This is a genomic window from Paenibacillus tengchongensis (assembly GCF_008973665.1).
Lineage (GTDB): Bacteria > Bacillota > Bacilli > Paenibacillales > Paenibacillaceae > Paenibacillus_AQ > Paenibacillus_AQ tengchongensis.
In genome coordinates, this window is record NZ_WACP01000009.1 from 124,496 (window position 1) to 151,150 (window position 26,655).

21 protein-coding genes are annotated in these 26,655 nt (G+C 59.4%); 1 reads left to right on the forward strand and 20 read right to left on the reverse strand.

Annotated elements, in window-relative coordinates; genetic code table 11:
- Positions 1–117 precede the first annotated feature (117 nt).
- The 16 genes from recO to F1381_RS16250 form a co-directional block, all read right to left on the reverse strand.
- The gene (gene recO / locus F1381_RS16175) at positions 118–873 is read right to left on the reverse strand and encodes a DNA repair protein RecO (protein ID WP_151735883.1); all 756 of its coding nucleotides are present in this window, start codon (positions 871–873) and stop codon (positions 118–120) included.
- A 36-nt stretch (positions 874–909) separates the two neighbouring features.
- Positions 910–1,053, reverse strand: a complete 144-nt coding sequence (locus tag F1381_RS16180; RefSeq protein ID WP_151735884.1) for a YqzL family protein — start codon at positions 1,051–1,053, stop codon at positions 910–912.
- Between the two features lie 110 nt (positions 1,054–1,163).
- Positions 1,164–2,057 (reverse strand): GTPase Era, encoded by an 894-nt coding sequence (gene era, locus F1381_RS16185; RefSeq protein WP_151735885.1) that lies wholly within the window; start codon positions 2,055–2,057, stop codon positions 1,164–1,166.
- Positions 2,058–2,362: 305 nt separating this feature from the next.
- Complete coding sequence (locus F1381_RS16190) at positions 2,363–2,827, reverse strand: cytidine deaminase (RefSeq protein ID WP_151735886.1); 465 nt, start codon at positions 2,825–2,827, stop codon at positions 2,363–2,365.
- Positions 2,828–3,017: 190 nt separating this feature from the next.
- Entirely contained in the window at positions 3,018–3,413 is a 396-nt protein-coding gene (locus F1381_RS16195) for a diacylglycerol kinase family protein (RefSeq protein WP_151735887.1), read from the reverse strand.
- Positions 3,413–3,910: an rRNA maturation RNase YbeY gene (gene ybeY, locus F1381_RS16200; protein WP_151735888.1), complete on the reverse strand. Its 498-nt coding sequence runs from the start codon at positions 3,908–3,910 to the stop codon at positions 3,413–3,415. Before ybeY ends, F1381_RS16195 begins: the two co-directional genes overlap by 1 nt.
- Entirely contained in the window at positions 3,907–6,162 is a 2,256-nt protein-coding gene (locus tag F1381_RS16205) for an HD family phosphohydrolase (protein WP_151735889.1), read from the reverse strand. Before F1381_RS16205 ends, ybeY begins: the two co-directional genes overlap by 4 nt.
- 17 nt (positions 6,163–6,179) lie before the next feature.
- Entirely contained in the window at positions 6,180–7,151 is a 972-nt protein-coding gene (locus F1381_RS16210; protein WP_151735890.1) for a PhoH family protein, read from the reverse strand.
- 6 nt (positions 7,152–7,157) lie between these two features.
- Positions 7,158–8,348, reverse strand: coding sequence for a sporulation protein YqfD (gene yqfD, locus F1381_RS16215; protein WP_151735891.1), 1,191 nt, complete (start codon positions 8,346–8,348; stop codon positions 7,158–7,160).
- Complete coding sequence (yqfC, locus tag F1381_RS16220; protein ID WP_151735892.1) at positions 8,345–8,638, reverse strand: sporulation protein YqfC; 294 nt, start codon at positions 8,636–8,638, stop codon at positions 8,345–8,347. The genes yqfD and yqfC overlap by 4 nt, the downstream gene beginning before the upstream one ends.
- Before the next feature lie 173 nt (positions 8,639–8,811).
- Positions 8,812–9,459: a hypothetical protein gene (locus tag F1381_RS16225; protein WP_151735893.1), complete on the reverse strand. Its 648-nt coding sequence runs from the start codon at positions 9,457–9,459 to the stop codon at positions 8,812–8,814.
- A gap of 15 nt (positions 9,460–9,474) precedes the next feature.
- Complete coding sequence (gene floA, locus F1381_RS16230; protein ID WP_151735894.1) at positions 9,475–10,476, reverse strand: flotillin-like protein FloA; 1,002 nt, start codon at positions 10,474–10,476, stop codon at positions 9,475–9,477.
- A 47-nt stretch (positions 10,477–10,523) separates the two neighbouring features.
- A complete protein-coding gene (locus F1381_RS16235) occupies positions 10,524–11,867 on the reverse strand; it encodes an NfeD family protein (RefSeq protein ID WP_151736009.1) in 1,344 nt (447 codons plus the stop codon).
- 183 nt (positions 11,868–12,050) lie between these two features.
- Positions 12,051–12,494 carry a GatB/YqeY domain-containing protein gene (locus F1381_RS16240; protein WP_151735895.1) on the reverse strand — a complete coding sequence of 148 codons (444 nt, stop codon included), beginning with the start codon at positions 12,492–12,494 and terminating at the stop codon, positions 12,051–12,053.
- A gap of 15 nt (positions 12,495–12,509) precedes the next feature.
- A complete protein-coding gene (gene rpsU, locus F1381_RS16245) occupies positions 12,510–12,683 on the reverse strand; it encodes a 30S ribosomal protein S21 (RefSeq protein WP_062492346.1) in 174 nt (57 codons plus the stop codon).
- A 137-nt stretch (positions 12,684–12,820) separates the two neighbouring features.
- Positions 12,821–13,180: a histidine triad nucleotide-binding protein gene (locus F1381_RS16250; protein ID WP_151735896.1), complete on the reverse strand. Its 360-nt coding sequence runs from the start codon at positions 13,178–13,180 to the stop codon at positions 12,821–12,823.
- A 226-nt stretch (positions 13,181–13,406) separates the two neighbouring features.
- On the opposite strand from F1381_RS16250, the gene F1381_RS16255 reads away from it, so the two are divergent.
- Positions 13,407–13,976, forward strand: coding sequence for a hypothetical protein (locus tag F1381_RS16255; RefSeq protein WP_151735897.1), 570 nt, complete (start codon positions 13,407–13,409; stop codon positions 13,974–13,976).
- Between the two features lie 273 nt (positions 13,977–14,249).
- On the opposite strand, the gene F1381_RS16260 is transcribed toward F1381_RS16255, so the two are convergent.
- The 4 genes from F1381_RS16260 to addB are packed head-to-tail and all read right to left on the reverse strand — an operon-like array spanning position 14,250 to position 26,477.
- Entirely contained in the window at positions 14,250–17,663 is a 3,414-nt protein-coding gene (locus F1381_RS16260; protein ID WP_151735898.1) for an AAA family ATPase, read from the reverse strand.
- Positions 17,660–18,850 (reverse strand): exonuclease SbcCD subunit D, encoded by a 1,191-nt coding sequence (locus F1381_RS16265; RefSeq protein WP_151735899.1) that lies wholly within the window; start codon positions 18,848–18,850, stop codon positions 17,660–17,662. The genes F1381_RS16260 and F1381_RS16265 overlap by 4 nt, the downstream gene beginning before the upstream one ends.
- Before the next feature lie 53 nt (positions 18,851–18,903).
- Positions 18,904–22,959, reverse strand: a complete 4,056-nt coding sequence (locus tag F1381_RS16270) for a UvrD-helicase domain-containing protein (protein ID WP_151735900.1) — start codon at positions 22,957–22,959, stop codon at positions 18,904–18,906.
- Positions 22,956–26,477, reverse strand: a complete 3,522-nt coding sequence (addB, locus tag F1381_RS16275; RefSeq protein WP_151735901.1) for a helicase-exonuclease AddAB subunit AddB — start codon at positions 26,475–26,477, stop codon at positions 22,956–22,958. The genes F1381_RS16270 and addB overlap by 4 nt, the downstream gene beginning before the upstream one ends.
- Positions 26,478–26,655: the final 178 nt, after the last annotated feature.

Genomic DNA, 26,655 nt, shown 5'->3' on the forward strand with positions numbered 1-26,655 from the left:
TCTCTATAGGTTGACATCCTGTTCATTACTTTCCCGATCACTGCGCGTCTTCTCGATGAAGCAAGAGCGGCCGTAAAAAAGAAACTGCTCCTATAGTACCGGAAAAATCGGATTTCGTCAAATATTGTATTTGTCCAGCTGATCAAGAAAGCCCTGCGACTTCAGCCGCAGCCCGAGCTGCATATCCATAAAAGACCGCATAATCTTCTTGAGCTCCGCCTGTGTCTCTTCCTTGATGCTGACATTGCCCAGCCGGGTCAGGTCCAGCGCCGCGTACAGGCGCAGCAGCTTCAGCGCCCGCGGCGAGATTTCCAGCGCCGGCGGATCGTTATGCGAGCAGGCACGGCACAGCACCCCTCCGAGCCGGGGGCTGATCCGCAGCTGCTCGTCGGGCCGCTCCTGGCCGCAGGCCAGACAGGTGTCCAGCTGCGGGCCGTAGCCGGCGGCCTGCAGTATTTTCATCTCAAAAACATTGATAATGACGCCGGGTTCTTTCCCGTCCTCAAGCGCTTCCAGGCAGGCATTGAGCTGGCGGAACCAGAAGCTGCCCGTCTCTTCATCATGCAGCACACGGTCCAGCAGCTCGCAGGCATAGGAAGCATAGGCCGCCAAATACAAGTCTCCGCGCAGCGCATGATGCGACTGCGTAATTTCTCCGGCATTCAGCGTCCCCAGGCCGCCATTGTTGCGGAAGAACACAAACTCCCCGACAGTAAACGGCTGAATGAGGGCGGCGTGACGACTGCGGACTTTTTTGGCGCCTCGGACGAGCACACCTACTTTGCCCGCATTTTCGGTGCAAAGCGTAATGATCGCGTTCCCCTCGCCATAGTCCATGTTGCGGAGGACAATCCCTTCCACCCTGTGTAACATGCCTCGTCTCCCAACCACTCGGCAAGCAACCAGTCCCTACTGCGCTTCTTCATCAAGCTCGGTCTCTTCTTCCGTCAGCAGCGCTCCGCTTTCCTCCAGCGGGGCTCCGGTTTGTTTGTACAGCAGATAAGCATCGACATCTCCAGTCATTGCAAAATACTTCCACGAAAAATCTCGCATTCGTATTCATCCTTTCTTTAGGAAACACGATGTCTCTTCAGAGATAGGATGTGCGCTGAGCCGGGAACTATCCGTGCAATTCCTGCCATTACACCGGCAAACGGAAGGGATTACAGATCTTTATGGAAGCCGAGGTCGCGCAGCACGCGCTCCTGGTTGCGCCAGTCTTTTTTCACTTTTACCCATAATTCCAGAAAAATCTTCGATCCCAGCAGATTCTCGATATCGGTGCGCGCCCGTCTGCCGACTTCCTTCAGCATGGCACCTTGTTTGCCGATAATAATGCCTTTCTGGGAGTCGCGCTCGACAAAAATAACCGCAGAGATATGCACTACGCCGTTCTCGGCCACCCGCATATCCTCAATCGTCACGGCAATGGAATGCGGGACTTCTTCGCGCGTCATGTGAAGGATCTTCTCGCGGATCAGCTCGGCGCAGACGAACTGTTCCGGATGGTCCGTGACCTGGTCGTCCGGATAATACTGCGGACCTTCCGGCAGGTACTTGCCGATTTGATCCAGCAGCGTGTTTACGTTGTTGCCCAGCTTGGCGGAGATCGGCACAATCTCGGCGAACTCATGCAGCTTGCTGTACTGCTCCATCAGCGGCAGCAGCGCCTCCGGCTCAAGCTTGTCGATCTTATTCAGCACCAGGAACACCGGTGTCTTCACTTGCTTCAGCTGCTCGGCGATAAAGCGGTCTCCGCCGCCCAGCCCCTCGGATGCATCCACCAGGAAGAGAACCGCTTCCACCTCACCCAGAATACCGATCGCTGTCTGGTTCATATAATCGCCCAGCTTGGATTGTCTTTTATGGATACCCGGCGTGTCGAGGAACACGATCTGCGAGTTGTTCGCAGTGTATACGCCGTGAATTTTGTTGCGCGTCGTCTGCGGCTTGTCCGACATGATGGCGATCTTTTGTCCGATCACCTGGTTCATCAGCGTCGATTTGCCTACATTTGGTCTGCCGATAATGGCGACAAACCCGGATTTGAATTTCATAGGATCTTCCCTTCTTTATTTAAAAAAATGCTGAAAAGCTTATTTAAAAACCTTTTTCGATCCCCCTAAATCCCCCTTCGCCAAGGGGGACCCCAAGGGCTCCGCCCTCTGGACACCCGGAAATGCGCGAAGCAGTGTCGGTGGCAGATGATTGGCGGTGCTTGAGCACCGAGCGCTTTTCGTTCCCACCGGGAACCCGCTTCACTACGGCGCGGGAGGAGTTAGTTGTCGCAAAGCGTCTCGTCCGCAGGCAGCATTAGTTTATGCGTTTAGCAGTGATTTTAATTTTGAGCAGTCGTTGCTGGTTAACTCACTCCGCCGCCCTTGCCCTCCGACAGGTAATCCGGTCCGAACGCGCCGGGCAAGAGCTCGCCCACGGTCGTCTCTACATAATCACCCTTCAGGTTGCCCAGAATCACCTTCATACCGGGGCCGCACAGCTCGACCATCACCTGGCGGCAGACGCCGCAAGGTGAGACTGGACCGTCTCCTTCCGCCACTACGGCAATGGCTTTGAAAGTGCCGGCCTTATGGCCGTCAGCAATGGCGCGGAATACGGCTGTCCGCTCGGCGCAGTTAGTCGGGCCGAAGGCTGCATTCTCAATATTGCAGCCGTGGTGGATATGACCGTCCTGGTCCAGCAGCGCTGCACCGACTCCGTAATGGGAGTAGGGAATATAGGCTTTGGTTCTTGCTTTGATCGCTTCTTGCAGAAGTTGCGCTGACTCCATAGTGGACCTCCTAAAAGTTTTGGAAGCATTAGCTTCCATGAATAGACTTCGCCAAAACTCGCTTCGTAAGCATACACTTAGTTTTGGAAGCATTGGCTTCCATGAATGGACTTCGCCAAAACTTGCTTCGTTCGTAAATATTCACTTAGTTTAGGCTTTGTAAAGATACCAATAGGGCGGAGCGCATAGACGTCCGCCTCACTACTGAATGCTGAAAGTTGTAAACTGATTATGACATAAGTCCCTTGATCCAGTCCATCACCGGAGCGTAAAAAACATAAATCCCCACAATAACGGCAAAGACCGCCGTCAGCAATACAGCTCCGGCGGCGGTGTCTTTAGCTTTCTTGGCCAGGGGATGGAGCCCGGGCGATACCAGATCAATCGTAGCTTCAATCGCCGTGTTGAGCAGCTCCGTGCCCAGCACGAGCGTGATGGCCAGCAGCAGCAGCATCCATTTTGATGCCGGAAGCTTAAATGCCGCAGCGGCGGCGAGCACGACAAGGGTCATGGCGCAATGCACCTTCATATTCAGTTCGGATTTGAACGCAGCCCCAATGCCCTGCGCTGCAAAGCGGAATGAATGCCAAAATTTCTTATGCCCCGCCGCCGTATTCTTGACCATCAGCGCGTCAACCCGACCTGGGCCAATACAGCTTCCTGTTTGGACATCATCTCGGCTTCTGCCGCTTCGTCCTGGTGGTCATAGCCCAGCAGGTGCAAGAAACCGTGGACGAACAGAAACCCCAACTCACGCTCCAGTGAATGACCGTAGTCAAGCGCCTGCTCCCGGGCCCTTTCTACCGAAATGATGATATCGCCAAGCACATTCGGCAGCTCTTCTTCGCTTTCATCCTCTTCCAGCTCATAGATAATCTCGGGTTCATCTTCCCCGCTCTCATTCAGTGCAAAGGACAATACATCCGTCGGACGGTCGATGCCCCGGTATTCGCGGTTCAGCTCATGGATGCGGGCGTTGTCGACAAAGGTCAGGGCAACCTCTCCGGTGCTCACCCCTTCAGCTTCGCCCGCTTTCTGCAGAATGCTCTCCAGCAGCGCAATCAGCTCGTCAGTAATCGTATATTGCTCTTGTTCATTGTCCCAAACCAGGTCCAGACTCATTGATTTGCGGCTCCTTCCTCTTTCTTCGGCTTCTTTACTTCTTCGGGATATTCAATCCGCGAATGAAAAATCCCCATCACTGTTTCTTTCAGCGTCCGCGCAATGGTATCCAGTTCCTTGATTGTCAGATCGCAATCGTCGAACTGGTGGTCATCCAGACGGCTTTTAATAATTTTCTCAATCATCGTCTCTACCTGCACTACCGTAGGCTGGCGGAGGGAGCGGACCGCCGCTTCCACGCTGTCGGCAATGCCGACCACTGCCGCTTCCTTGGACTGGGCTTTCGGTCCGGGATAACGGAAATCCTCTTCGGTGAAGTCCGGTTCTACGTCCTTTTCTTCGGCCAGCTTCAACGCTTTATGATAAAAATAATGCAGGAACGTCGTGCCGTGATGCTGCTCGGCAATGTCGCGGATCGGCTTCGGAAGCTTGTACTCCTTCAGCATTTCCACCCCGTCGCGGGCGTGGGCCACAATAATCGATTTGCTGAGCTTCGGCTCGATGGAGTCATGCGGATTCTCCATATTGTTCTGATTCTCTATGAAATAGAACGGGCGCTTCGTCTTGCCGATATCATGATAATAAGAGCCTACACGGCACAGCAGACCGTCGGCCCCGATGGCTTCCGCTGCTGCTTCCGACAGATTGCCGACCATCACACTGTGATGATAGGTACCCGGCGTCTCCGTCAGCAGCTTGCGCAGCAGCGGATGATTCGGGTTCGACAGCTCGACGAGCTTCAGCGCCGACAGGATACCGAAGGTGGCCTCGAAGAACGGCATCAGACCGATCACCAGCACGGCCGTCAGCAGGCCTCCGGCAAAAGCAAAGCCAAGCGCATACAGCGTCTGGGTCTCATTCCATACCCCTCCGCCAAGCAGCGTCAGCATGAATACAGTAACACTGCCAAACAGGGAGACCATAATCCCGCCCTTGAGCAGCGTAGAACGCTGGCCCGCACGATGGGTGGCAAAGATAGCGACCATAGAAACCACCAGCGCAAAAAAGCCAAAGGTAAAGTCAAACACGGTGTTCTGTTCCACGTTCAGAATAATGCTGGAAAGAATGCTGAACAATATCGAGCAGAAGAAGGCCAGCTGCATGTCAAGCAGCATCGCGGCCAGCATCGCTCCGAGCGCGACCGGTGCCAGGAAGCCTACGTAATACCGTGCATCGGTCTGCAGATAGGCGGCCAGCCGCATCGTTACAATCGTGATCAGGATGACCAGCACCAGCATGAGCAGTTGGGAATTGTTGTACTTGAACCCTGCGGTTCCCCCGGTATAACGGATAAAGACCAGCATTCCGGCCGACAAAAGCGCGCTTAGTAACAACAGCCCGAGCTGCGGCCAGTAATTGACCTCATTGCTCAGCAGCCCGTTCTCATCCAGCAGCTCATACAGCTCGGGAGTAATCATATCGCCTTTGGCGACAAGGGTATCGCCCTGCTCAATATACACATCAGGCGTGTTCTCGCGGGCTTGGACCTTGGCCTCTTTGGTTGCTTCCTCATCGTAAAATTTGTTGGGCGTAATCACCAGCCGCACCAGCTCCTGCACCACCTCGCGCGCGGTGCGCTGGCTGAGCGAGCTTACGCTGACCTGCTCCGCCACCTTGGCGCGGGCGATCTGCGCATCAACGATTTGGTCGTTCATCAGCTTGGTGACGATGTCGCGGGCAACCGGTTTCATCTCAATGATGTCCTGGGCGGTGAGCCGCGGAATTTTGATATACGTTTCTTCCGGAATCACATAAGCCTGCTCGCCAATGACCCTTTGCATTTCGGTCAGCAGCGTTTCGGAATAGGTGCCCGAGTTGCGGCTGGAATTTACAAAGCTCACGATAAAATCTGTAGCCCGCTGCGGAATAACCTCCTTGTAAATATCCACCTTTTCGGTTTGCGATATGAGATCATCCTGGTTAAGGCCGTCGATCCGGTCGAGCAGCGCGGTGATAAGGTTGTCTGCACGGAGCGGAATAATCGTATAACGGTCGCTGACGGCTTCGGCCGCAGCCTCCTGGGCTTTCAACGTCGCTTTGGTGTCTAAAATCTGCTTAGGTGCGGGAATCTCCTTCGCGCTGTAAGTATTCACTTTTATATCATAGCGTTTAGGCAGCAAATCAGGGGCCAGGCTGAAATATAGACATACCCCCAGCAGCAGGAAAAGAGCATAGCGCGTTGCCGCGCTATACTTCCAGCCGTTATTGCTGTATACGAATCCGCTTAATTTCGCAGGTTGCTTTGAAGCCATGGGACAATTCCCCTTTGTTATTCGAGGTTTTCGGCAAAACGGTCATAGGCTACGATGATTTTCTGCACCAGGGAGTGCCGCACAACGTCCTGGTCCGCAAAGTATACGAACCCAAGCTCCTCAATTTCAGACAGGATGTTCTTCGCCTCGATTAATCCTGACTTTTTGCCGCGCGGCAGGTCGATTTGGGTGACATCCCCCGTGATGACCATCTTGGAGCCGAAGCCCAGCCGCGTCAGAAACATCTTCATCTGCTCCGGCGTTGTGTTCTGCGCTTCATCCAGAATAATGAACGAATCATCCAGCGTCCGTCCCCGCATATAAGCCAGCGGCGCAATCTCGATCAGTCCCCGCTCAAGGGCCTTAGCCACCTGGTCGGGTCCCATCACATCGTACAGGGCGTCGTATAACGGACGTAAGTAAGGGTCTACCTTCTCTTGCAGATCCCCCGGCAAAAAGCCCAGGCTCTCCCCTGCTTCCACAGCCGGACGGGTCAGCACGATCCGCTTGACCGAGCCTTCCTTTAGCGCAGCCACAGCCAGGACGACGGCAAGATAGGTTTTGCCCGTGCCTGCGGGTCCGATGCCGAAGACGATATCCTTTTTCTTGATCGTGGTTACATAGTGCTTCTGTCCGATGGTCTTTACACGAATCGGCTTACCGCGGAAGGTGGTCGTAATCTCCCCTTTGAACAAATCAAGCAGCTGGTCGGCCCGGTAGTCCTTGGCCAGCTCAACCGCATATTGAACGTCGCGTTCGCTGAGGATGTAGCCGCTGCGGATCAGCGACAACAGCACCTGGAACAATTGCTCCAGCTTATCCACTTCCCGCTCGCCGCCGCGCACTGTAATTTCAGCTTCACGCGAATCGATCACAGCCGGGATTCCCTGCTCGATCAATTTCAGAAATCCGTCCTGCGGGCCGAACAAGGCTTGCGCTTCTCCCGCATTTTGCAAAGATATACGAATGCTTGCAGTCTGTTCTGACAAATAGCCTCATTCTCCTCGGTTGTTTACTATCGGAAGTTCTTCCGCAATTCTCTCATCCACTTCAAACAGCACTTTCATATAAACTTTACCATTCTCTCTCTTCTCATGCAAAATTTTTTGACTTTTTATTGTGCTGTCTGCGCCGTAGCGGGCATAAATATCATTCTTCGCTCGCAGTAATCCTTCTGCCTTGGCTTCTTCCGGCGTTACTGTAACAACGTTCTCCGAGAGCTCCATTTCCTTCTCGGTCATCATTCCGAGGGGCAGGCTCAGCGAGCGCCAAGACAGCATATCCTGCTCCGTCAGTGTCCGCGATTCCGCATATCCGGATTTACCGTAGCCCCACAGCTGCACTGCATAGCCTCCCAGCACCAGATAGAGACGATCCTTGCGTTCCCCTGTATATGAACTGCTCTTTTTTTGCAGCGGCACCTCGATATTGTATTCATGCCACACCAGGCCCCTGACCTCGCCTTTGGCGACTACATACTCCGTGTTCTCCTCATCGCCGAGGGCGCCGGAGATCAGGATTTGTCCTTTTTTGACCCGCGCATGGAGTCCGACCACCGGCCGTCCCTGTTCCGCATAGATGGAGCTGACAACGGCATCGGTCCGGCTGACCAGGTGGCGCTGGGTGTACAGCGGCTTCTCCTCCGGTCGGTCGGCCTCGACTACCTGGATTGTAATGCTCGTCCCCGTCCGCTGCAGCCCGACCCAGGATAGCCCCGGTACCCGCGAGGTCAGCTCCCGGGAGAGCTTGTCCGGCTCGTCCAGCCGCCATATCCATTGAAACGGGTAGACCCCCTCCTGGCGGGCGGCTTCCAGGATATCCTCATCGGCAATCCGCTCATTCCCTTCGACCTTGATGCTCCAGACCATCGAGCACAGCAGCAGGAGTCCCACTCCAAACAACAGCAGCCCTGCCGCAAAAAGCTTCCGCCGCCACAGCCGCGCTGCCCGGAAGGGCAGTCCTGTCCTGCCCGTCACATGCATCCGGCAGCCTGTCTCCCTCAGGAGCGGACGAAGCGCGAAGAAATCCTCCAGCAGCAGGCGCAGCGAAGCGCCGTCTCCGGCAGGCTTCACATTCCAGATAATGATGCCTGCTTCGGTGACAGCATTCATAAATCTTTCCACCTGCGGACCCGTCACATGCAGTGTAACGACCCCCCGCAGCCATGACAGAGGCGGTGCTTTCATCGTTTCTCCTCGCTTCCTTGGTATCTTATCCCGCCGATGACCCCTTCCACAGCCAGCTCCTGGCCGAGAATGCTCCGGATCACCAGCCCTTCTCCCGAAATCTCCAGTATGCCGTCTGCCAGCGCCAGTCTGATCTCTCCGGAGGAAAAATGCAGCACGCCGCGGTGATTCTCGATATACAGCTCCTTATTGCCGATCAGGGTGATCCGGGGCAGCTCCTGCAGGACATCCTGCGGGAGTGAAAGTACCCCGTTGGTCCATCCCCGCAGCCTGCGGCCGATACGGGTCATAAATCGACGTGCCCCCTTCCTGCCTTCTGTACACCTTATGCGCTGCCGCTCAGATTTATGAGAAGAACTGCCGCCGGCCGGGATAATTCATGTTAGATCCCTCGAATAGACTTTCTTATCCAGCAAAAAAAGCAGCAAGCCCCCCGGATATCCGGGACTTGCTGCTTCGTGTTTCATCTCTGGCGCCGCGTGGAGTGCGGGCTGCGGGAGCGCGGCGGGCCGAGGATTTCGGCCCAGATGACGCCGCTGCGCAGGCTGGCGCGGTCACCCGCCAAGCCGCTCCGGGCGGCCGCCGGCTCTGCTGCATCAGCGCCGGCCGCTGCCGGGGCATCACCGGGCACGGGAGCCCCCGGCCTTGCCTTGCCCGCCGTGCCGTCAAAAGCTGCCTGCAGCCGTTCGAATTCACGCTGCATTTGCGCCGTGCGCGCCGCCACATCGTCTTCGCCGCTTCCGTCCGGCTCAAACGGCAGCCCCTCAGCACCGCCGGAGGCTGAGTCTTCCGCCCTTTCCGTCCATAGCGTGGGCCCCGGCCGCTCCGGGCGGCCTGAACCGTCGTCACGGCGGGGTACAGGAGGCTCCGCACTTTGGTGCGGCTCGGGACGCCCGTGACGCTGGCTTGGCTGCGGGAAGCCGCTGGCCCTGCCTTCCGGGCTGCCGCTCTGGCCGCTCCGCCTCGGAGACCGCGCAGGCTCTCTGTCGTCCCCGCCGAAGGTCGGCATCCCGCCGCGCGGAGACGGGCCGCCTTTGGGCTTTCCGAGTTTACTGCGGTTCGAGACGATGGCGAAGATAATCACTGCAATGATGTAAATCCAGCTGCTCATGGGAATTCACATCCCTTATTTATTGGTCGGACGGCCCGGATCTTCCCCGTCGCCCAGCTTGCCGAGCGAGCCGCGCATTTGCGTGTCGGCCTCAATATTTTTCAGATTCAAATAATCCATGACGCCCAGCTGACCGGAACGCAACGCTTCCGCCATGGCCTGCGGTACTTGCGATTCTGCTTCTACAACGAGCGCCTTCATCTCCACGACGCGCGCCTTCATCTCCTGCTCATGGGCGACCGCCATCGCCCGGCGTTCTTCCGCCTTGGCCTGGGCGATCCGTTTGTCCGCTTCCGCCTGTTCGGTCTGCAAATAGGCGCCGATATTCTTGCCTACATCCACATCCGCGATATCGATGGAGAGGATTTCAAACGCTGTCCCGGAATCCAGACCCTTGGACAGCACCGTGCGCGAAATCGAATCCGGATTCTCCAGCACATCCTTATGTGAATTACTGGAGCCGACCGTAGTGACGATCCCCTCGCCGACGCGGGCGATGATTGTCTCTTCACCGGCACCCCCGACCAGGCGGTCAATATTGGCGCGGACCGTCACACGCGCCTTTACCTTTACTTCAATCCCGTTCTTGGCTACGGCGGCAACAATCGGCGTCTCGATCACCCGCGGATTGACGCTCATCTGCACCGCCTGCAGCACATCGCGGCCGGCCAGATCAATCGCCGCAGCGCGGGTGAATTCCAGCGGAATATCCGCACGCTGCGCTGCGATCAGCGCGTTGACAACACGGTCGACGTTACCCCCGGCCAGGTAATGGCTCTCAAGCTGGTTGATGTTGACACCCAGTCCAGCCTTGGTCGCCTTAATCAGCGGGTTAACGATCCGGCTTGGCGTTACCCGCCGCAGCCGCATCGCTACCAGAGTAATAATGCTGATTTTCACTCCGGCTGCCCAGGCCGATACCCAGAGCATGACCGGGAAGAAGCTGAAGAACACGCTCAGCACGATGATAACAAGCACGGCAACCAGCAATAACGTAATCGTTGACGCTTCTAACATAATGTTTGCCCAACCTCCGATACGATTGTTAACTTACTTGCTTACAGTTACTCCTGAGCCTTTTTCACTACAATCCGGCTGCCTTCGACCTTCACGACCGATATATTCGCTCCCGCATCGACGAAGCCGCCCTCCGTAACGACATCTACACGTTCACCGGCCACTTCCGCCGTACCGGCAGGGCGCAGCGGAGTCAGGCTGATTCCGGAGGCTCCCAGCAGATTCAATTTCTCCGCCACCGGCACGAATCCCTGCTCCTTGGTCAGATTATCCCGCAGAATGAACCGGTTCCAGATGCCCCGTTCTTTAAAGATTACAGCAACGATAACCACAACCACCGACGCTGCGGCAAAGGCAATCCCCAGGCTGAAGAGAGCGTGGGTATAGCTAAACGCCGCCCGCACGACGCCGGCCACCAGAGCGGCCGAGCCGAGCAGGCCGAGAATACCGAAGCTTGGAACAAACAGCTCCAGAATGAGCATGACCAGCCCCAAAATGAACAGCAGCCACGTTTCCGCCCCGGCAAAGCCCGCCACATAGTTCCCGAAAAAATACAGCACGAAGGCGAGTATGCCGACAATGCCCGGCACGCCAAAGCCCGGCACCAGCAGCTCAATGACAATACCGGCGATGCCGACAAAAAGCAGAACGGTCATAACGACCGGATTCGTCAAAAAATGCGACAGCCTTTCCGCTCCGGACTGCTTCACATGATAAATATCCTCGGTGGAATAACCGAGCCAGGCAATTGCCTCCTGCGGGGTGTCGGCCAGATGCTCCGCATAGCCTGCCTTCAGCGCTTCTTCGCCGGTCAAGGCAATGATTTGCCCTTGCTCCTTGACGACTCCCAGCTCAGGTTTTTTCACGACGAGATCCTTATCCATCATTCCGGCGGCAACCTCCGGGTCCCGGCCGTTCAGTTCTGCGGCACCGACCATTTTCGATTTCCAATAGGAAATCAGTTTGGCATCGTCCACGCTGTTACCGTAACCGTCCACGAGCGATGCTGCGCCGATCATGCTGCCGGGCTTCATGATAATAGTATCCGCGTTCAGCGCAATGTAGCTGCCGGCCGATGCGGCATCGCCCTTAATGTAGGCAGCGGTCGGGATATCGCTGTCCCTGACCAGCGTGCCGATTTGTTCGGCGGAATTCACAAGCCCGCCCGGTGTGTCGATCTCCAGCACAATCAGCCCGGCCCCGAAATTAGCGGCCTCTTCAAACCCGCGCTCCAGGAAGCTCTGCAGACCCCGTTCAATTTCTTGATCTACCGGAATAATAAAGACCGGCACCCGCTTAGCGGACTCCCTTGCCGATGCGTCCTTTTCTGTACCTGCCGAACCGGCCGCGGCCAAGGCTGAAGGTACGAACAGCATCAAGAGCAGCATCATCGCAGCGCTGCCAAAGATCCATTTCCGCTTAAACCTCAACTTGCCACCTCCTTCCTTTCAATATCCCCCAGTACGCTTTCTTTAGTACGTTAATGATCCGGTCCCGTTTCAAAAAGAACTGTTCCGCATAAACCTCCTGAAATGAAAAACACCCCTTATACAAGGGGTGTTGTTAGCGTTATATTATTGCAGAAATTGCTGAACCGCCTGGTTCACGAGTTTACCGTCGGCGCGACCTTTGACCTTGGGCATCAGTGCGCTCATGACCTTACCCATATCACTTTTCGAAGAAGCACCGGTTTCCTGGATGGTCTGCTGTACAATTACTTTAATTTCTTCTTCGGAAAGCTGCTCAGGAAGATACTTACTGATAATCTCGATTTCTGCCTTCGTATTCGCGGCAAGCTCGTCGCGACCCGCTGTCTCGAATTCCTGGAGGGCATCTTTGCGCTGTTTGATTTCACGACTAAGGATATCAAGCACTTCGCTGTCGTCTAATGTTCTCTTCAAATCTATTTCAAGATACTTTATCGTAGAACGAACCATTCGAATGGTGGAGAGTGTGAACTTGTCCTTACTCTTCATCGCTTGCTTCATATCTTCGTTCAATCGTTCGCTAAGATTCATGCTACGGTGATCCTCCTAGTACTTTCTCTTACGAGCAGCCTCAGACTTCTTCTTGCGCTTAACGCTTGGCTTCTCATAATGCTTGCGTTTCTTCACCTCAGCCAAGACACCATCTTTTGCGATGGAACGTTTAAAGCGACGAAGTGCAGCATCAATTGTCTCGTTTTTACGAACTTTCGTTTCAGACACCAGTTTTCCCTCCCTCCGACCAGACCGTCCAAGAGCATAACACGGTTCATCAAACTTCATTATAGGTTAAAGCGAAAGATGGTGTCAACCTTCGTGTTATTCTTTTTTCTGGCATGATTTCTCATATTAATTTATTCTTATGCATGCGAAGCCGAATTGCCGACCAAAGCGCCCAGCTTACCGCCGCCCAGCAGATGATAATGAAGATGCGGAACAGCCTGTCCGCTGTCCGGCCCGCAGTTGTTAATGAGACGGTAACCGGTCTCGGCAATCCCCAGCTCTCTGGCAATTTGCTGCGCCACGGCATGCATTTCACCGATGACGGGCAGGTCCTCGGCCGTTACATCGTTCATGGACGGTATCGGCTTCTTGGGAATGATCAGCACATGGACCGGAGCGGCAGGTTCAATATCGTAGAACGCCAAGATCCGCTCATTCTCGAATACTTTCCGTGCGGGAATGGAGCCATCAATAATTTTGCTGAATACTGTTTCCATTTGTAGCCTCCTAAAAGGGTGTTGTGCTGACGAACCGAATAGCTTTGTCCTCTAAATCATACAGGATAATGCCGGAATGGGAAAGCTGCGGGCGGCGGCAGCTATGCTGTGAAGCTGTTGCAGTAACTGTATTACTGAAGATTTTACCGACTGCACAGCTTGACTTCAACTTTTTACCATTTATGTAGTATAATCAGCATAATTAAGACCGAGGGGCGTGACGGTAATGATGAAAATAACGAGGCGCGCTGTATTGCTGCTGTCTTTGCTGAGCCTGACCGGGGGGACTGCACTGTATGCTGCGGCCGGCGATTCCGAAATGGCCGTTTATTTGAATAACAGGCTGCTGAAGCTGACCGGCATACAATCCGGCGGCAAAATGTACATTCCTTTGGAGCAGCTGACGGACAACCTGCATGTTATGCAGGACGCGGGCAGCTCAAACAAAGCAATCCGCATCTATAAGCCCAATGTCAATCTGGCCCTAATCGACGGAAAAGGGGGGATATTCGGCAAGGTGCGCAGCGGCGCCAGCAATACCTTCTCTGTGCTGGTGCAGGCCGACAGTCTGGAAACGGAGATCACCGAGCTCAAAATAACGCTCACCGACCCCGCAGGCAAGACTTCAATGATCGATTCCCGGAAAATCAGCGAAAACGATAGCTTCTGGTTTAAATCGGCGGAATATACCGGCAGCTTTGAGGTGAAGGGCTCGTACTCCATTCAGGTGTTTTTCCGGCCCGGGGCCGAGAATAACTGGGCGGCCGTAGCAGAAATTCAATTCTCTACCCTTTGATGGTTCGGCCCGGAACAGAGTCTGTTCTGTATCAGATACAGGGAGGATGAGCGGGGACCTTTGCAGCATTCCTGCTCATCACTATAAAAAAAGACAAAAAAAAAGAAACACCCTTATCAGCGCATATCGCTGATTCGGCGGCGGACGTATGATACGGAAGCAACTTCCCTGTCATACGTCCGCCGAGGTGTTTCAAATGATGTCGGCTTAACTGTATTATAACAGGGGGTTGGTGGTGTATCTGTGACCAGCGTCACACACCAACCCCTAACTTCACATTTTTTCCAAAACAATGCGCGAACCGCTGCCGCCCTGCTCTGCCGGCACGACAACCAGCTTGCGCGCCAGCCGCGCCCGCAGCTCCGGCACATGGCTGATGACGCCAACCGACAGCTGGTCGCTGTGCAATCGTTCCAGTGAAGTGATCACCGTGTCCAGCAGGTCGGAATCGAGGGTCCCGAAACCTTCATCGAGGAAAAAGAATTGCAGCGGATATTGTCCGCGCAGCTGAATCTGCGCCGACAAGGCCAGCGCCAGCGACAGCGAGGTCAGGAAGGTCTCGCCGCCCGACAGGGTAGACACCGGCCGACGGACTCCCCCGTTGCCGTCATCGCGGATCACAAAGCCGCCGCCGGAATCAACCTCCAGGGCATAGCGCTGCTTGCTCAGGAACCGCAGGCGCTGCGATGCGGCCTGGCAGACCTGCATCAGCTGCTCTTCGGCGATATACTCCACAAAGGCATTGCCGCGCAGCACGCTCTGCAGCTTGGTCAGCCGCTCCTGGACAACGGCAACCGCGACCCGCCGTTCCTCCAGCTCCATCCAGCGGATGTGGCGTTGCCGCAAATCCTCCAGATCGCGCTCCGCCTTGGCCCGGGACTGCAGGGCATGCTCATCATTTTCTTTGCAGCCGCGGACGGCTTCCCGGCTCGCGAGCCATTCCTCTTCGCTGAGGGACGCCCCGGCAAGCTTCTCCGCTATGCTGCGCAGCTGCGCCGCCACTTCGGCTTCACCTTCGCGGTGCGTACGCACGCGCTCGGCAGCCGCGCGGCGTTCCTCGGCAGGGAGCGCTGCGCCCTCGACCTCCGCTGCCGTTGCAAACGGCGAATGGCCCAGGCTCTCTTTCCAGCTCACCGCAGCAGCCTTGCAGTGCTCCTGCGCGGATTCCGCCGCCTGGCGGAAGATCGCCGCTTCCCTGCTCTCCCGCTGCGCCGCCTCCGCCTTCTGCCGGTGGCTCTCCTTACAGCCCTCCAGCGCCTGCTGAAGCGTCTGCAGCCGCCGCTCGCATTCTGCGAGCAGGCCGGCGGCAGGCTTCCCGCCAGTCCATTGCACGAGCCGCTGCTCTTTCTCGCGCTCCAGCGCCTCCTTGCCTTCCAGCTGTGCCTTCCACTGGGCCAGCTCCTTGTCCAGCGCCACCGTTTCGTCCTGCAAAGCCTGTACCGATGCATTCTTCTCATCGAGAAATTGAACGGCGATGTTCAGGCGGCCGCGAATGTCCTCGGCCTGCTCATCCTTCCGCTGCATTTCCCGGAAGGCCGTCTCGGCCCCGTCCGGAGCCAGATCAGGGAACAGCCGGGTCCATTCCGCCCGCTGATTCTCCAGCGCCGCAGCCAGCTCCTGCGCCTTCGCAGCCAGCCCATCCAGCCAGGAAGACTCCGCTTCCGCTGCGGCGGCCTCCTTGTGGCACAGCTGTGCCTGCTCCTGCAGCGCGCGCTGCCACTCGGCGGCTTCGCGGCGCAGACCGCCGGAGCGGCCCTTCAGCGCGGCAAGCTGCGCCTCCAGCCGCTCCAGCGCAGCTGCATCAGCCACGGCGACAAACCCGTCGACAGCCGCTGCGGGCTGTTCCGCGGCGGCCGCAGCCGGCGAAGAGACAGCTCTGCCCGCGTCTCCGCCGAAGAGCTGCTCCAGCGCCGTCTCGTCCTGCTCGAGCAGGCTGTGCAGCTGGCGGCGGGCTTCGGCCGCACGCCGTTCCAGCTGCCGCGTCTCGCGCAGCTGCGCTTCAAGACGCTCCTGCCCGCCGTCCGCCCCGTGCACCGCCGGCGCCGGATGCTCGCTGCTGCCGCACACCGGGCAGGGCTGCCCGTCCTGGAGCGCATGGGCCAGCGCCAGCGAGAGCCGGTGCACCTCCTGCTCCTTCAGTGCCGCTTCCAGTGCAGCGGCGTGGCGCTCCAGCCCGAGCGCGGCGTCAGCAGCCGCGCTCACGGCCGCAGCGAGCGCCTCGCGCTGCGCAGCATAGGCCGCGAGGTGCCCGCCCCGCGCGCCCTCCAGCGCCTGCCGCCGCTCCTCGGCGGCGGCCAGCTTGCCCCGGGCCGCGGCCAGCGCAGCCGCCCGGCCCTGGTGCTCGCGCTCCGCCGCCGCTCCCTGCGTCTCGGCGGCGCGCAGCCCCTGCAATCTCTGCATCGCCTCCTGCAGAGATTGCCGCTCCCGGGAGCGCACCTCCAGCGGCTGCAGGCTCTGCTGCAGCTCCTGCTGGCGCTTTTGGCCCTTGGCCAAAAGCTCGCGCTCCCGCGCCAGTGACTCCCGCTTGGCCGTAAGGCCGCGGGAGATCTCCTCCGCGCGCGCCGAAGCCGCGGCGCGCTCCTGCCGCAACGCGCTGAGCTCGCCCTCGAGCTCCAGCGCGCGGCGGTAGGTGTCGGCCCCCTGCCGGAGGGCCGGCTCCTCCGCGGCCAGCGCCGCCTGGGCGTCAGCCTCGGCGCGCGCCGCCAGCGTTGCCGCCTGCTCGGCGGCGGCGCTCTGCGCTTCCTGGGCCTCGGCACGGGCCAGCCGGCCCTGCCAGGCCTCTTCGGCCGCGCGCCAGGCCTTCAGCGCAGGCAGGCGCTTCTCGGCTTCGTCGGCCTGGAGAAGCCGCCGCTCCAGGAGGGCGGTGTCCGCTTCCTGGCGCTGCAGCTCCTGCTGCTGCGCCTCCCGGCGGGCCCGCTCCTCCTGCAGCTCGCGGATCTTGGCATAGCGCGCGGCCCGCTGCTCGGCGGCCTCCAGCGCCGCCCGGCATTCGGCCGCATGGCGCACCGCTTCCTCCAGCCGCTGCGCAGCAGCTTCAACATCTTCCTTGCCTGCATTGCCGAGGCCCTGCTGTTCCGCTTCCAGCGCGCGCAGCGCAGCTTCATTCTCCTTGCTGCGCCGCGACAGCTTCTGGGCCAACTGATCCCCATACTGCTCCAGGTGGAACAGCCGCTGCAGCATCTGTCTGCGGTCCACGCCGCGCAAGGAGAGGAACTCGGCGAATTTGCCTTGGGGCAGCACCACCGCGCGGGTGAAGTCATCCATCTTCAGGCCGATATGCTCCTCCACACAGCGGGTCACATCCGCCAGCTTGTCGGCAAGCACCTGGTCGCCGTCCGGGAGCACCTCAATGAAGCGGCTGATCGTGTTACTGACCGACAGTTCTCCGGTCCGCTTGAACCGGCGCTCCACCCGGAAGCGCTGCGGCCCGCTCTCCGAAGCCAGCTCAAAGGTAAAAGCCACGCTGAGCTGATCCTCCGAGTGGTTCATGATGCCCTGTGTCCCGTTCACGGCGCGCTCCACCTTGCCGTACATGGCCAGCGTAATCGCGTCCAGCAGGCTGGACTTGCCGCTGCCCGTCGGGCCGAAGATGCCGAAGAGGCCCGTCTCGGTCAGGCTGGTGAAATCGATCTCCTGCTGCTCCCTGTAGCTCTGCAGCCCGGCCACTTTCAACAGTATCGGCTTCATGCGCGCTTCACCTCCTCCTCTTCCTGCCGGGGCCGCTCTTCCTCCTGGGCCAATTCGAGGAACAGCTCCACCAGGCTGTCCTCCGGCTCGGCGCCGCCGGTCTGGCGCTGATAGAACCTGCGGAACAGCTCCTGCACCGGCATCCGGGAACGGGCCGTCTCCTCCAGCTCCTGCTCCATCTGCGGATACACCGGACGGATATGGACGATCCCTTCCCGCGCCTTGCGCAGCCGCTGAATATCCTGCAGCGACAGCGCTTCGGTCAGGCGCAGCTCAAGATCGATAAAAGCCTGCTCATCCCGGCCTTCATCAAGCCAGGCATATACCTCCTGCAGGCCGCCGGATATTTTCCATTCGACCAGCGGTCGGCCGCAGCTCAAATAAATCTCCGAAATAGCGGGTTCGCCGCCCGGAGCAATATCAAGCATCGTTACCGATTTGGCCTGTCCCGCTTCCGAGAAGCTGTAAGCCAGCGGCGAACCGCTGTAGCGGATGGGATGGTCACCCTTGACCTTCTGGGCGCGGTGCAGATGACCGAGCGCCGTATACTGCGCCCCGCAAGAGAGAGCGGAAGGGTCGACCGTATAGGCGCCGCCGACCTGGATCGGCCGCTCTGAATCGCACTCCACGCCGCCGAGCACGTAGATATGGCTCATCGCCAGATTCACCGTCCGCGGCGAAAATTCGCGGCCGAGCCGCTTCATCAGCCCGCCGACCCGCGCGCTGTAGGCCAGGCGCAGCTCCTCTTCTCCGCTGTCCCCGGCCAGCAGCTCGCCGAGCCGCGCTTCCGACGGATAAGGCAGCGCCGCAATGAGAGCCATCTCTCCGGTGCGTGCAGCACCCACCGTAACCGGATCAAGCACCGGCAGCCCCACCAGTGTAATGCCCGATTTCTTGACCAGCGGGGATACCGAGGCCACGCGCTCCGGCTGATCATGGTTGCCGGAAATAACCACAAGGGGTCGGCCCCCTGCCGTCAGCCGCGCTGCCGCTTCATAGAACAGCTGCTCCGCCGCAGCCGGCGGATTGACCGAGTCATAGACATCCCCGGCCATAAGTATCAGATCGGCCTGCTCCCTGTCTGCAATGTCTACCAGTTCGTCTATGAATTGTTCCTGCTCCCTTTGCCGGCTTCTCCCTTCCAGCGTACGTCCCAGATGCCAGTCGCCCGTATGCAATATGCGCATAATTCCCTCTTTTCCCCGCTGCTCCCTGCGGTGTTCATCAAATTAGTAACAAGTTATAATTGCACGGCATGTCCGCCTTCAAAAAAGTACAGCCATATCTCGCTTACCGGCTCGCCTGTAATATCCTGCAGCGCCTTGGCGTACAGCTCCAGCTGAAACCGGTATTTCTCCTGCAAAGCAGCGATGCCGCCTCTGTGCTCCAGTACGGCGTCCGTCTTGTAATCAAGCAGGATCAGACGGCCGTTCTCGCGGAACAGGCAGTCGATAATCCCCTGAATCAGCACGCCGCCTTCAGCCCCGGCCGCAGCCGCAGCAGAGTCGCCCTCTAGCTCAAGACCCAGATAGGCTTCACTTGCCGGAAGCATGTAACTGAAGGGCTGCTCTCTTCGCTGCCAGGAAGCTCCCAGCAGACGTCTGCCCAGCTCGCTGTCATAGAAAGCAGCCGCTTGTGCCGGATCAATCGCTTCCGCCTGCTCCCTACTAAGGATGGCCACACGGGTCAGACGGGCGAGCGTTGCTTCGACCACCGCAAGGTCAACCGGACCGTCAAGCGGAACGTGCTGCATCAGCGTATGATAGGCCGTGCCGCGTTCTGCCCCGGTCAGCCCCCGCTGCTCCATAAATTTCGGCCGCTGCAGATGCAGCTGCTCCACACGCGCCTCCGGCCGCCTGCCCGCCGCCTCTCTCTCTTCCATGAGATCATAGGAAGGCTGCTCCTGTAAGGCGAGCATGCCTTTGAGCTCCGTTACGGAAGTCTTTGCCGGAATAACGGCAGCTGCCGCATAGGCGTAGTTCCACTCCAGCCTGTCCGCAACCTCTCCCGCTGCGGCGGTTCCGGGGAACGGAACCGGACGGGCGCGGCGCAGCGCTTCCTGCGCGAGCCGCCGTTCTTCGCCGTCCGGCAGCTCGCCGGTCCCGCCTATCGCGCCGGAGCCCAGATCGGAAGCGTTCCATACGGCGATGCTCCAATTCGCCGGATCGCCGTGCAGCGCGCCGGAGACAGCGCCGTCGGCGCCGGCCAGCTTGCGCAGCACCGCCGCTGCAGGATGCCGGATCAGCGCCGGGCCGACCCAGTCCAGATAGCTGCGCCCTCTGGCCAGCAGCGGCGCCTCCAGCAGCAGCTCCTCCCGGCTCTGCATGCCGCTCCAGCCGGCGGCGGTACGGGCCAAGTCCCGCACGGTGCCGACCAGAATCATTTTGTCACGGGGCCGGGTCAGGCCCACATACAGCACGCGCATCTCCTCGGCCAGCAGCTCCAGCCGTGCGCGCCGGTTGATGGCGAGATAAGGCAGGGTCGGATAAGTGACCCGCGTCTCCCGCTGTACATAGCGCGGCCCGAAGCCAAGCTCCTTGTGCATCAGGAACGGGGAATGCAGATCCTCCCGGTTAAAGGGCTTAGCCATGCCCGCCAGGAACACTACCGGAAACTCCAGACCCTTCGATTTATGGATGGTCATAATCCGTACGCCGCCGGCTTCCTCGCCGGTTCCGCCGGCAATGCCGAGGTCCCCGCCGTTCTCCCGCACCCGCGAGATAAACTGCAGGAAGCGGAACAAGCCGCGGGCAGAGGTGTCCCGTTCAAACTGTACCGCCCGGTCGTAGAGTGCCTTCAGATTGTTCTGCCGCTGAAAGCCGCCGGGAAGTCCGCCAAGCCATTCCAGATATCCGCTTTCGCCGTAAATTCTCCAGATGAGCGTGCCGAGACTGCCCTGACGGGCTGCCGTTCGCCAGCCCTCCAGCTGTCCCAGGAAATAGCGGAGCTTCTTGCGCAGCTCCGGCGGAATCTTCGCGGCATGATCCGCAGAGCCGTCCGCGAAGGCTTCGGCCGCAGCCGCCGTCTCCGCAGCCGCCTCACCGCCCGGCAGAACCTCGAACAGGTCCAGGCTCAGCTGCAGCGGGCCGATATCCACCCTGCTGTCCTCCTGAGCCTCGCCGGCGGCCGCCAGCAGCGCATCGAAGAACGCTCCCTTGCTGCAGAGCCGCACCAGCGCAAGCTCTTCCTCGCTTAAGCCGACTACAGGGGAACGCAGTACCCCGGCCAGCGGAATATCCTGGCGGGGATTGTCTACAACCTGCAGCAGCGACAGTGCGATTTCCACTTCGGTTGCCTGGAAATAGCCCTTGTTCACATCGCCGCTTGCCGGGATGCCCTCCAGACGGAGCTCCTCCAAGATCAGCGGCGTCCACAGACGGGCGGACCGCAACAGAATGACGATGTCGCCGTAGACCACCGGACGCATCAAGCGCAGCGCCTTGTCGTAGATGAGCAGCGGCGCATTTCCGGTCCGTCCGGTCATCTGCAAGATTCGCCGGGCGATGGCGCGCGCCTCAAGCTGCGCCGTTTCGCTCTCAGCGGTGTCGTTATCCTGCGGCGGCGTTTCTCCGTCGCCCTCTTCCTCCGCAGCTCGTCCGGTCCCAGCCCGGTCAATCAGCAGCAGCTCCGGCGTGAAGTACGGATCCGCAGCCGTTTCCTCGGTTCCGGGGAAATTCGCCCCGTATACCAGCTCGGCGCGGCGGTCATAACCGATCTCCGCAACCGTGCGGTTCATCACCTGACGAAAAATCATATTGACCGCATCCACCACCTCGCGGCGGCTGCGGAAATTGCGCGCCAGGTCGATGACGATGCCCCCGCTTCCGCTGTCTCCGTCCGCCGCTTCCGCGCCGCTGCCCGTCCGGCCTGCACCGAAGCTGTTGTACTTGTCCAGGAACAGTCCGGGCTCGGCAAGCCGGAAACGGTAAATGCTCTGCTTCATATCGCCGACCATGAACCGGTTGCCCGGAGCTTCGCGGGAGATAAGCCGGACAATCTCCTCCTGGACGCTGTTGGTGTCCTGGTATTCATCGAGCAGCACCTCATCGAACTGGCTGCGGTATTCCATAGCCGCATCCGACGGCAGAGGCTGCCCTGGAACCGAATCTTCATGGCGCAGGATCTGCAGACAATAGTGCTCCAGATCGCTGAAATCGACCAGCGCCCGTCCGGCTTTCTCTTTGCGGTACCTCTCGCCGAATTCGATCACGGTCTCGGCCAGTTCAGCCATCAGGGGAGCGGCCTCGCCGAGCTCGGCCAGGTAAGCCTCCGCCGGCCGGCCGAACAGCGACTTCTGCAGCTCCAGCAGACTTTTCTTGACGCGCTCGCGCAGCTCCTTGACCATCTCCTGCAGCCGCGGATCTGTCGAATCTTTCTTGCACGGCTTCAGCTTGGTGAATGAAATTTCCACAAAAATATCGTACAGCTCCGCCCACGGGCGGGACTCCAACGCTTCCCGCAAGGCGCGCGCAAGCTCCAGGTCGGCCTCCAGATTCTCCGCGTAAGGAGCCGGCCCTCCCGGCTGCAGTGCCATCTCCCGCCCCTGCAGCAGCTCGCTGACAGCGCCGTCCAGCGTCAGCCTGGCTTCGTCCAGAATACTCTGAACCCAAGGCGTGCGCCCCAAAGCCTCCGTGTCGCGCAGTGCAAATGCCGCTGCCGTATCCCGCAGCCACTGCTTCGGCCACGGATGGCTGTGTGCGAAATCGTGCAGGCGCTGAATCAGCGCCTGCACGGCATCGTCACTGCGTTCCCCGCTGAACCAGTCGGCAAAGGTGACGAACACACTGTCCTGCCCGTCTTCGCCCATTTCGCCGTACTTCTCCTCCAGCAGCTCTTCCAGCAGCTCCTGGCGCATCATTTGCGCCTCGTGCTCATTCAGGATCCGGAAGCCGGGGTCGAGGGGGATCATCTGGTAGTATCGCCGGATGACGTCCAGACAGAAGGAATGCAGCGTCGTGATTGAAGCTCTGCCCAGCATCGCCAGCTGGCGGCGGAGATGTTCATTCTCCTCTTCCCCATCCTCCTCCAGCTTCCGCTCCAGCGCTTCCCGGATCCGTTCGCGCATCTCGGCCGCCGCCGCCTTGGTAAAGGTGGCCACCAGCATCCGTTCCACGCTGAACCCGCTCTCCGGGTCGGCAATCCGGCGGATAATGCGCTCCACCAGCACCGCCGTCTTACCCGAGCCGGCTGCCGCCGCGACCAGAATATCGTCGCCGCCCTCGGCGATGGCGCGCCACTGGTCGTCGCTCCACAGGCTTCCTTCCGGCTTCGGTGCAATGTTCGGTTGTCTGCTCACAGCGTCTCTCCTCCTTTGCGGGACAGCAAATCCCAGACGGCCTCTTTGCCCGGCTTGTCCAGCAGCTTGAACCCGTTTCCTTCCACACTCTCATCGAACTGGCATACCGGCCGGAAGGCACAGAAGGTACAGGCCGTCTCCTGCTGAATCCGGTACGGCTTGATCTCCACATCGCCCTCGGTGATGCGGGTTCCGATATCCCTGATGTTGCTGCGGACCGCGGTCAGCAGCTGTCTCCACTGTTCCGGCGTAGCCACCGAGGCACTGCTGTAGAAGCTGCCGTCGCTCTTCAGCGCCACCGGCACAATGGAGGAATGCCCCTTCTCCAGCCCGGCGTCCATCAAGGAGACCACACCGGGGTCGGCGGTCAGCAGCCCTCTCATCTTGAACCGCTTCAGCAGCTCCTGCCGTGCCTGCTCCTGATTCAAGCCGTTCGGCGAAGACAGCAGCGGGTCATGTACATGAAAATACAGCGTGCCCGCAGGAAGCGCAGGCTTGCCCAGCCACTGCTCGGAATAGGTCAGCAGCACATCAAGATAGGTCAGCATCTGCAGCGCCAGCCCGTAGTACACCTCATGCAGCTTCAGATCCTGCTGGCTGGATTTGTAGTCGATGACCCGCAGCAGCACCCCCTGCTCGCCCTCGGCCATATCCACGCGGTCAATTCGTCCCACCACCTCCATCACACAGCCGTTCGGCAGGGTAATGCGCAGCGGGGGCAGGTCCTGCCCCGGACCGAAGTCGAGCTCCAGCCCGACCGGCTCGAAGCTGCCCCGGCGGGCATGCTCGCCCAGAATGACAGAAGCGCGGCTGACGATGTTCTTCAGCTTACGCTTGATATAGCCGTACCGCTTGCTGCTCATCAGAATTTCGCCCTGCAGCAGCGGGGACAGGCGGTCTACCGTCTCCCCGGCTTCGCGGCGGCATTCTTCCTCTGTCATGCTGCCCCAGCCGCGTCCCTGCTCCTGCAGCCGCTTGGCCATGTCGCTCAGCGCAGCATGGAACAGCTGGCCGATGTCGGGCGCCTGCAGCTTGTACAGCTGACGCTCTTTCAGCCTCAGCCCGTAGGAGGCAAAATGCGAGAATGCGCAGGATACGAACTTCTCCATCCGCGATACGCTGCCGCGCAGCGTGGTCCCGCCATACAGCCGCAGGCTGGTCTCGCGCTTCAGCGGCTTCCCTTCATTGCGGTAGAACAGCGATTGAAGCTGCCGCTTCAGCCGGCCGCTCTGCTCGCTGTCCCGGACAAACCAGTTGTATACATCCCACCACACTCCGGGAATCTCCGTCCCTTGCCGCCACTGGCGGAGCTGCAGCATCAGCATCCGCAGCGTCTGCTCCGGCGCTCCGATAAAGCCGAGATGCTGTGCCTCTCCCTTCGCTTCCTCCCCCGGCAGTACCGCTGAAGGGAAGCCCGTAACCTGGCGGACCGCCAGCGCTTCCGTGAACATGCCCTGCAGGTGGCGGATGATCTCCGAGGGCAGCAGCGGCTTGCCTTCTTCGTCGGCGGCGGCATAGCTGATCCATAATCTGCGGCTTGCCGTTGTCAGGGCGTTATAGATCAGAAAACGCTCATCCAGCATGCGGCGGGACGCTCCTGGGGCCAGTTCCATTCCGGCCTGCTCCAGCGCCAGGCGTTCCCCTTCGTTCAGAATGCCGTCTTCCTTGAACTGGGCGGGCACCACACCTTCATTAAAGCCCAGCAGGAAAGCATATTTGACGCCGGACACGCGGGTGCGGTCCATCGTTCCCACCAGCACCTGATCGAGTGCGGGCGGAACGAGGCCCAGCTTCAGCTCCGCCAGTCCCGTCTCCAGTACACCGGTGAACATGGTGAATTCCATATTCTCCGGGCCCATCATCTCGGCGATCTGATCCAGCAGATTCAGTACCGCCCCCCATAGCTGGGTATGCTCGCGGGCCCGCTCGGGCTGGCCTTGCTCCAGCGCAGCCTTACTGAGCTGCTCCAGCTTGCCTGCAGCTCCGCACTCCTGCAGCAGCAGGTATACCGCCGTACATAATTCAAGCGCCGTCTTGCTCTTCTTCACCCGCTTCTCAAACGGCAGCAGCACATCGGTAATCGCTGTCCGGCAGCGCTCCATCCGCTCCAGCATCGCTCCGTCCACGGCCGGGCTGCTCTCCAGCGACAGGCTCGGAATCCCCTTCCACGGCTTCCCGTCGGTCCAGCGGTAGCCATGGATGCCGCAGGCCAGCACATAATTCTCCAGCGCATCCATATCGCCCCGGGTAAGTCCGCTGTCCTCGGGCAGCAGCAGCTCGGTCTTCACGCAGCGGAACACATCCTCATATCTCCAGCGGCGGCGCACCACATCCAGTGCGGAACGGATGAACTCCGCCAGCGGATGGTGCAGCTCCTCTGCCTTTTGGTCCAGGAAGAAGGGGACACCGTATTCCTCAAAGAGCGGTGCAACCAGCGGTTCATAGTCGGCAATATTACGCATAAATACAGCCATCTCAGTAAATCTGGCTCCATCCTCACGCGCCAGCCGGAGCATCTCGCCCAGCGCGCTTTCGACCTCCGTGCGGCGCGAAGCCGCCGCGCTGACAGCAATGGCCGCGGATACCGGTTCTGACTCCCCGCTCCAGCGGACCCGCCGGGCGAAGCCGCGCTCCAGATGCGCGAGCGCCGGGCTGTCCGTAAATCTCGGCGGCACCGGGGGGGATAGCAGCTCGTCCCAGACCTCAAGGCCCAATTCTTCGGCCATACCGCGCAGCTTAATATAAGTAACGGCGGTAGGATGGAACAGCTCCAGCTCATGCGGCTGCGCTCCAGCCGGATAGATCCGGTCCAGCGTAAGTGCTACCGTTACCTTGGAAGCATGAAGCATCAGCCCGCGGAGCACGGTATACTCCTGGTTCGTAAATCCGTGAAAGCCGTCTACCCAGATTTCAGCACCACGGATATAAGCGGAATCGGCCAGATGTTCCGCCAGTTCCGCCAGTCGGTCTTCTTCATCGATATACAGCTGCGACATCTCCTGTTCCAGGTCGCCGAACACGAGGCGCAGATCGTCCAGCTTGCCGCTGAGAATCGGGCTGCCCCCGGCCGCATCGCCGATATCGGCCAGCCGCTCTTCCAGTTCGGAAGCGCCGAGGCAGCAGCGCTTCAGCTCCGTATGCAGGCTACTGAGCTGCTCGACGAATCCCGGGCGGTCGCTGGATGCCCCGAACAGCTTCAGCTCATCCTTCCGGCGCTTGATAATCTTGTAGAGCAGCATCTTCTTGCCCTCTTCACTGATCGGCAGGCTGCCGCTGCCTCCGGTCTCCTGCTTCACCCTGTAAGCGAGACGCGAGAAGCTCAGCGTCTGCGCCCGCAGGCTGCCCTTGACCCGGCCGGACTCCAGAAGTCCGCGTTCTGCGCCGAATGACCCCTGCTCCGGAACCAGCAGAATCACCGGCGTCCCGAACGGTTCCTGCTCCAATTGGGCGGAAACCGTCTCCCATATTCTCGTTGTCTTGCCGCTGCCTGAACGGCCAAGCATAAAGTGTACCGTCATCTCCGAAAGACTCCCTCCATGGCTTTTCGTGGCAGCCCCGGACCAACGGATGGAGCTAACACGGCCGCAATACTCGTCCCAACATTATACCACAACTCTTCCAGCGAGAACATACGTTTGCCATTGTTTACAAGTATCCCGCGCACAAAAGACCTCCCGGAGGCAATTCCCGTCCTAA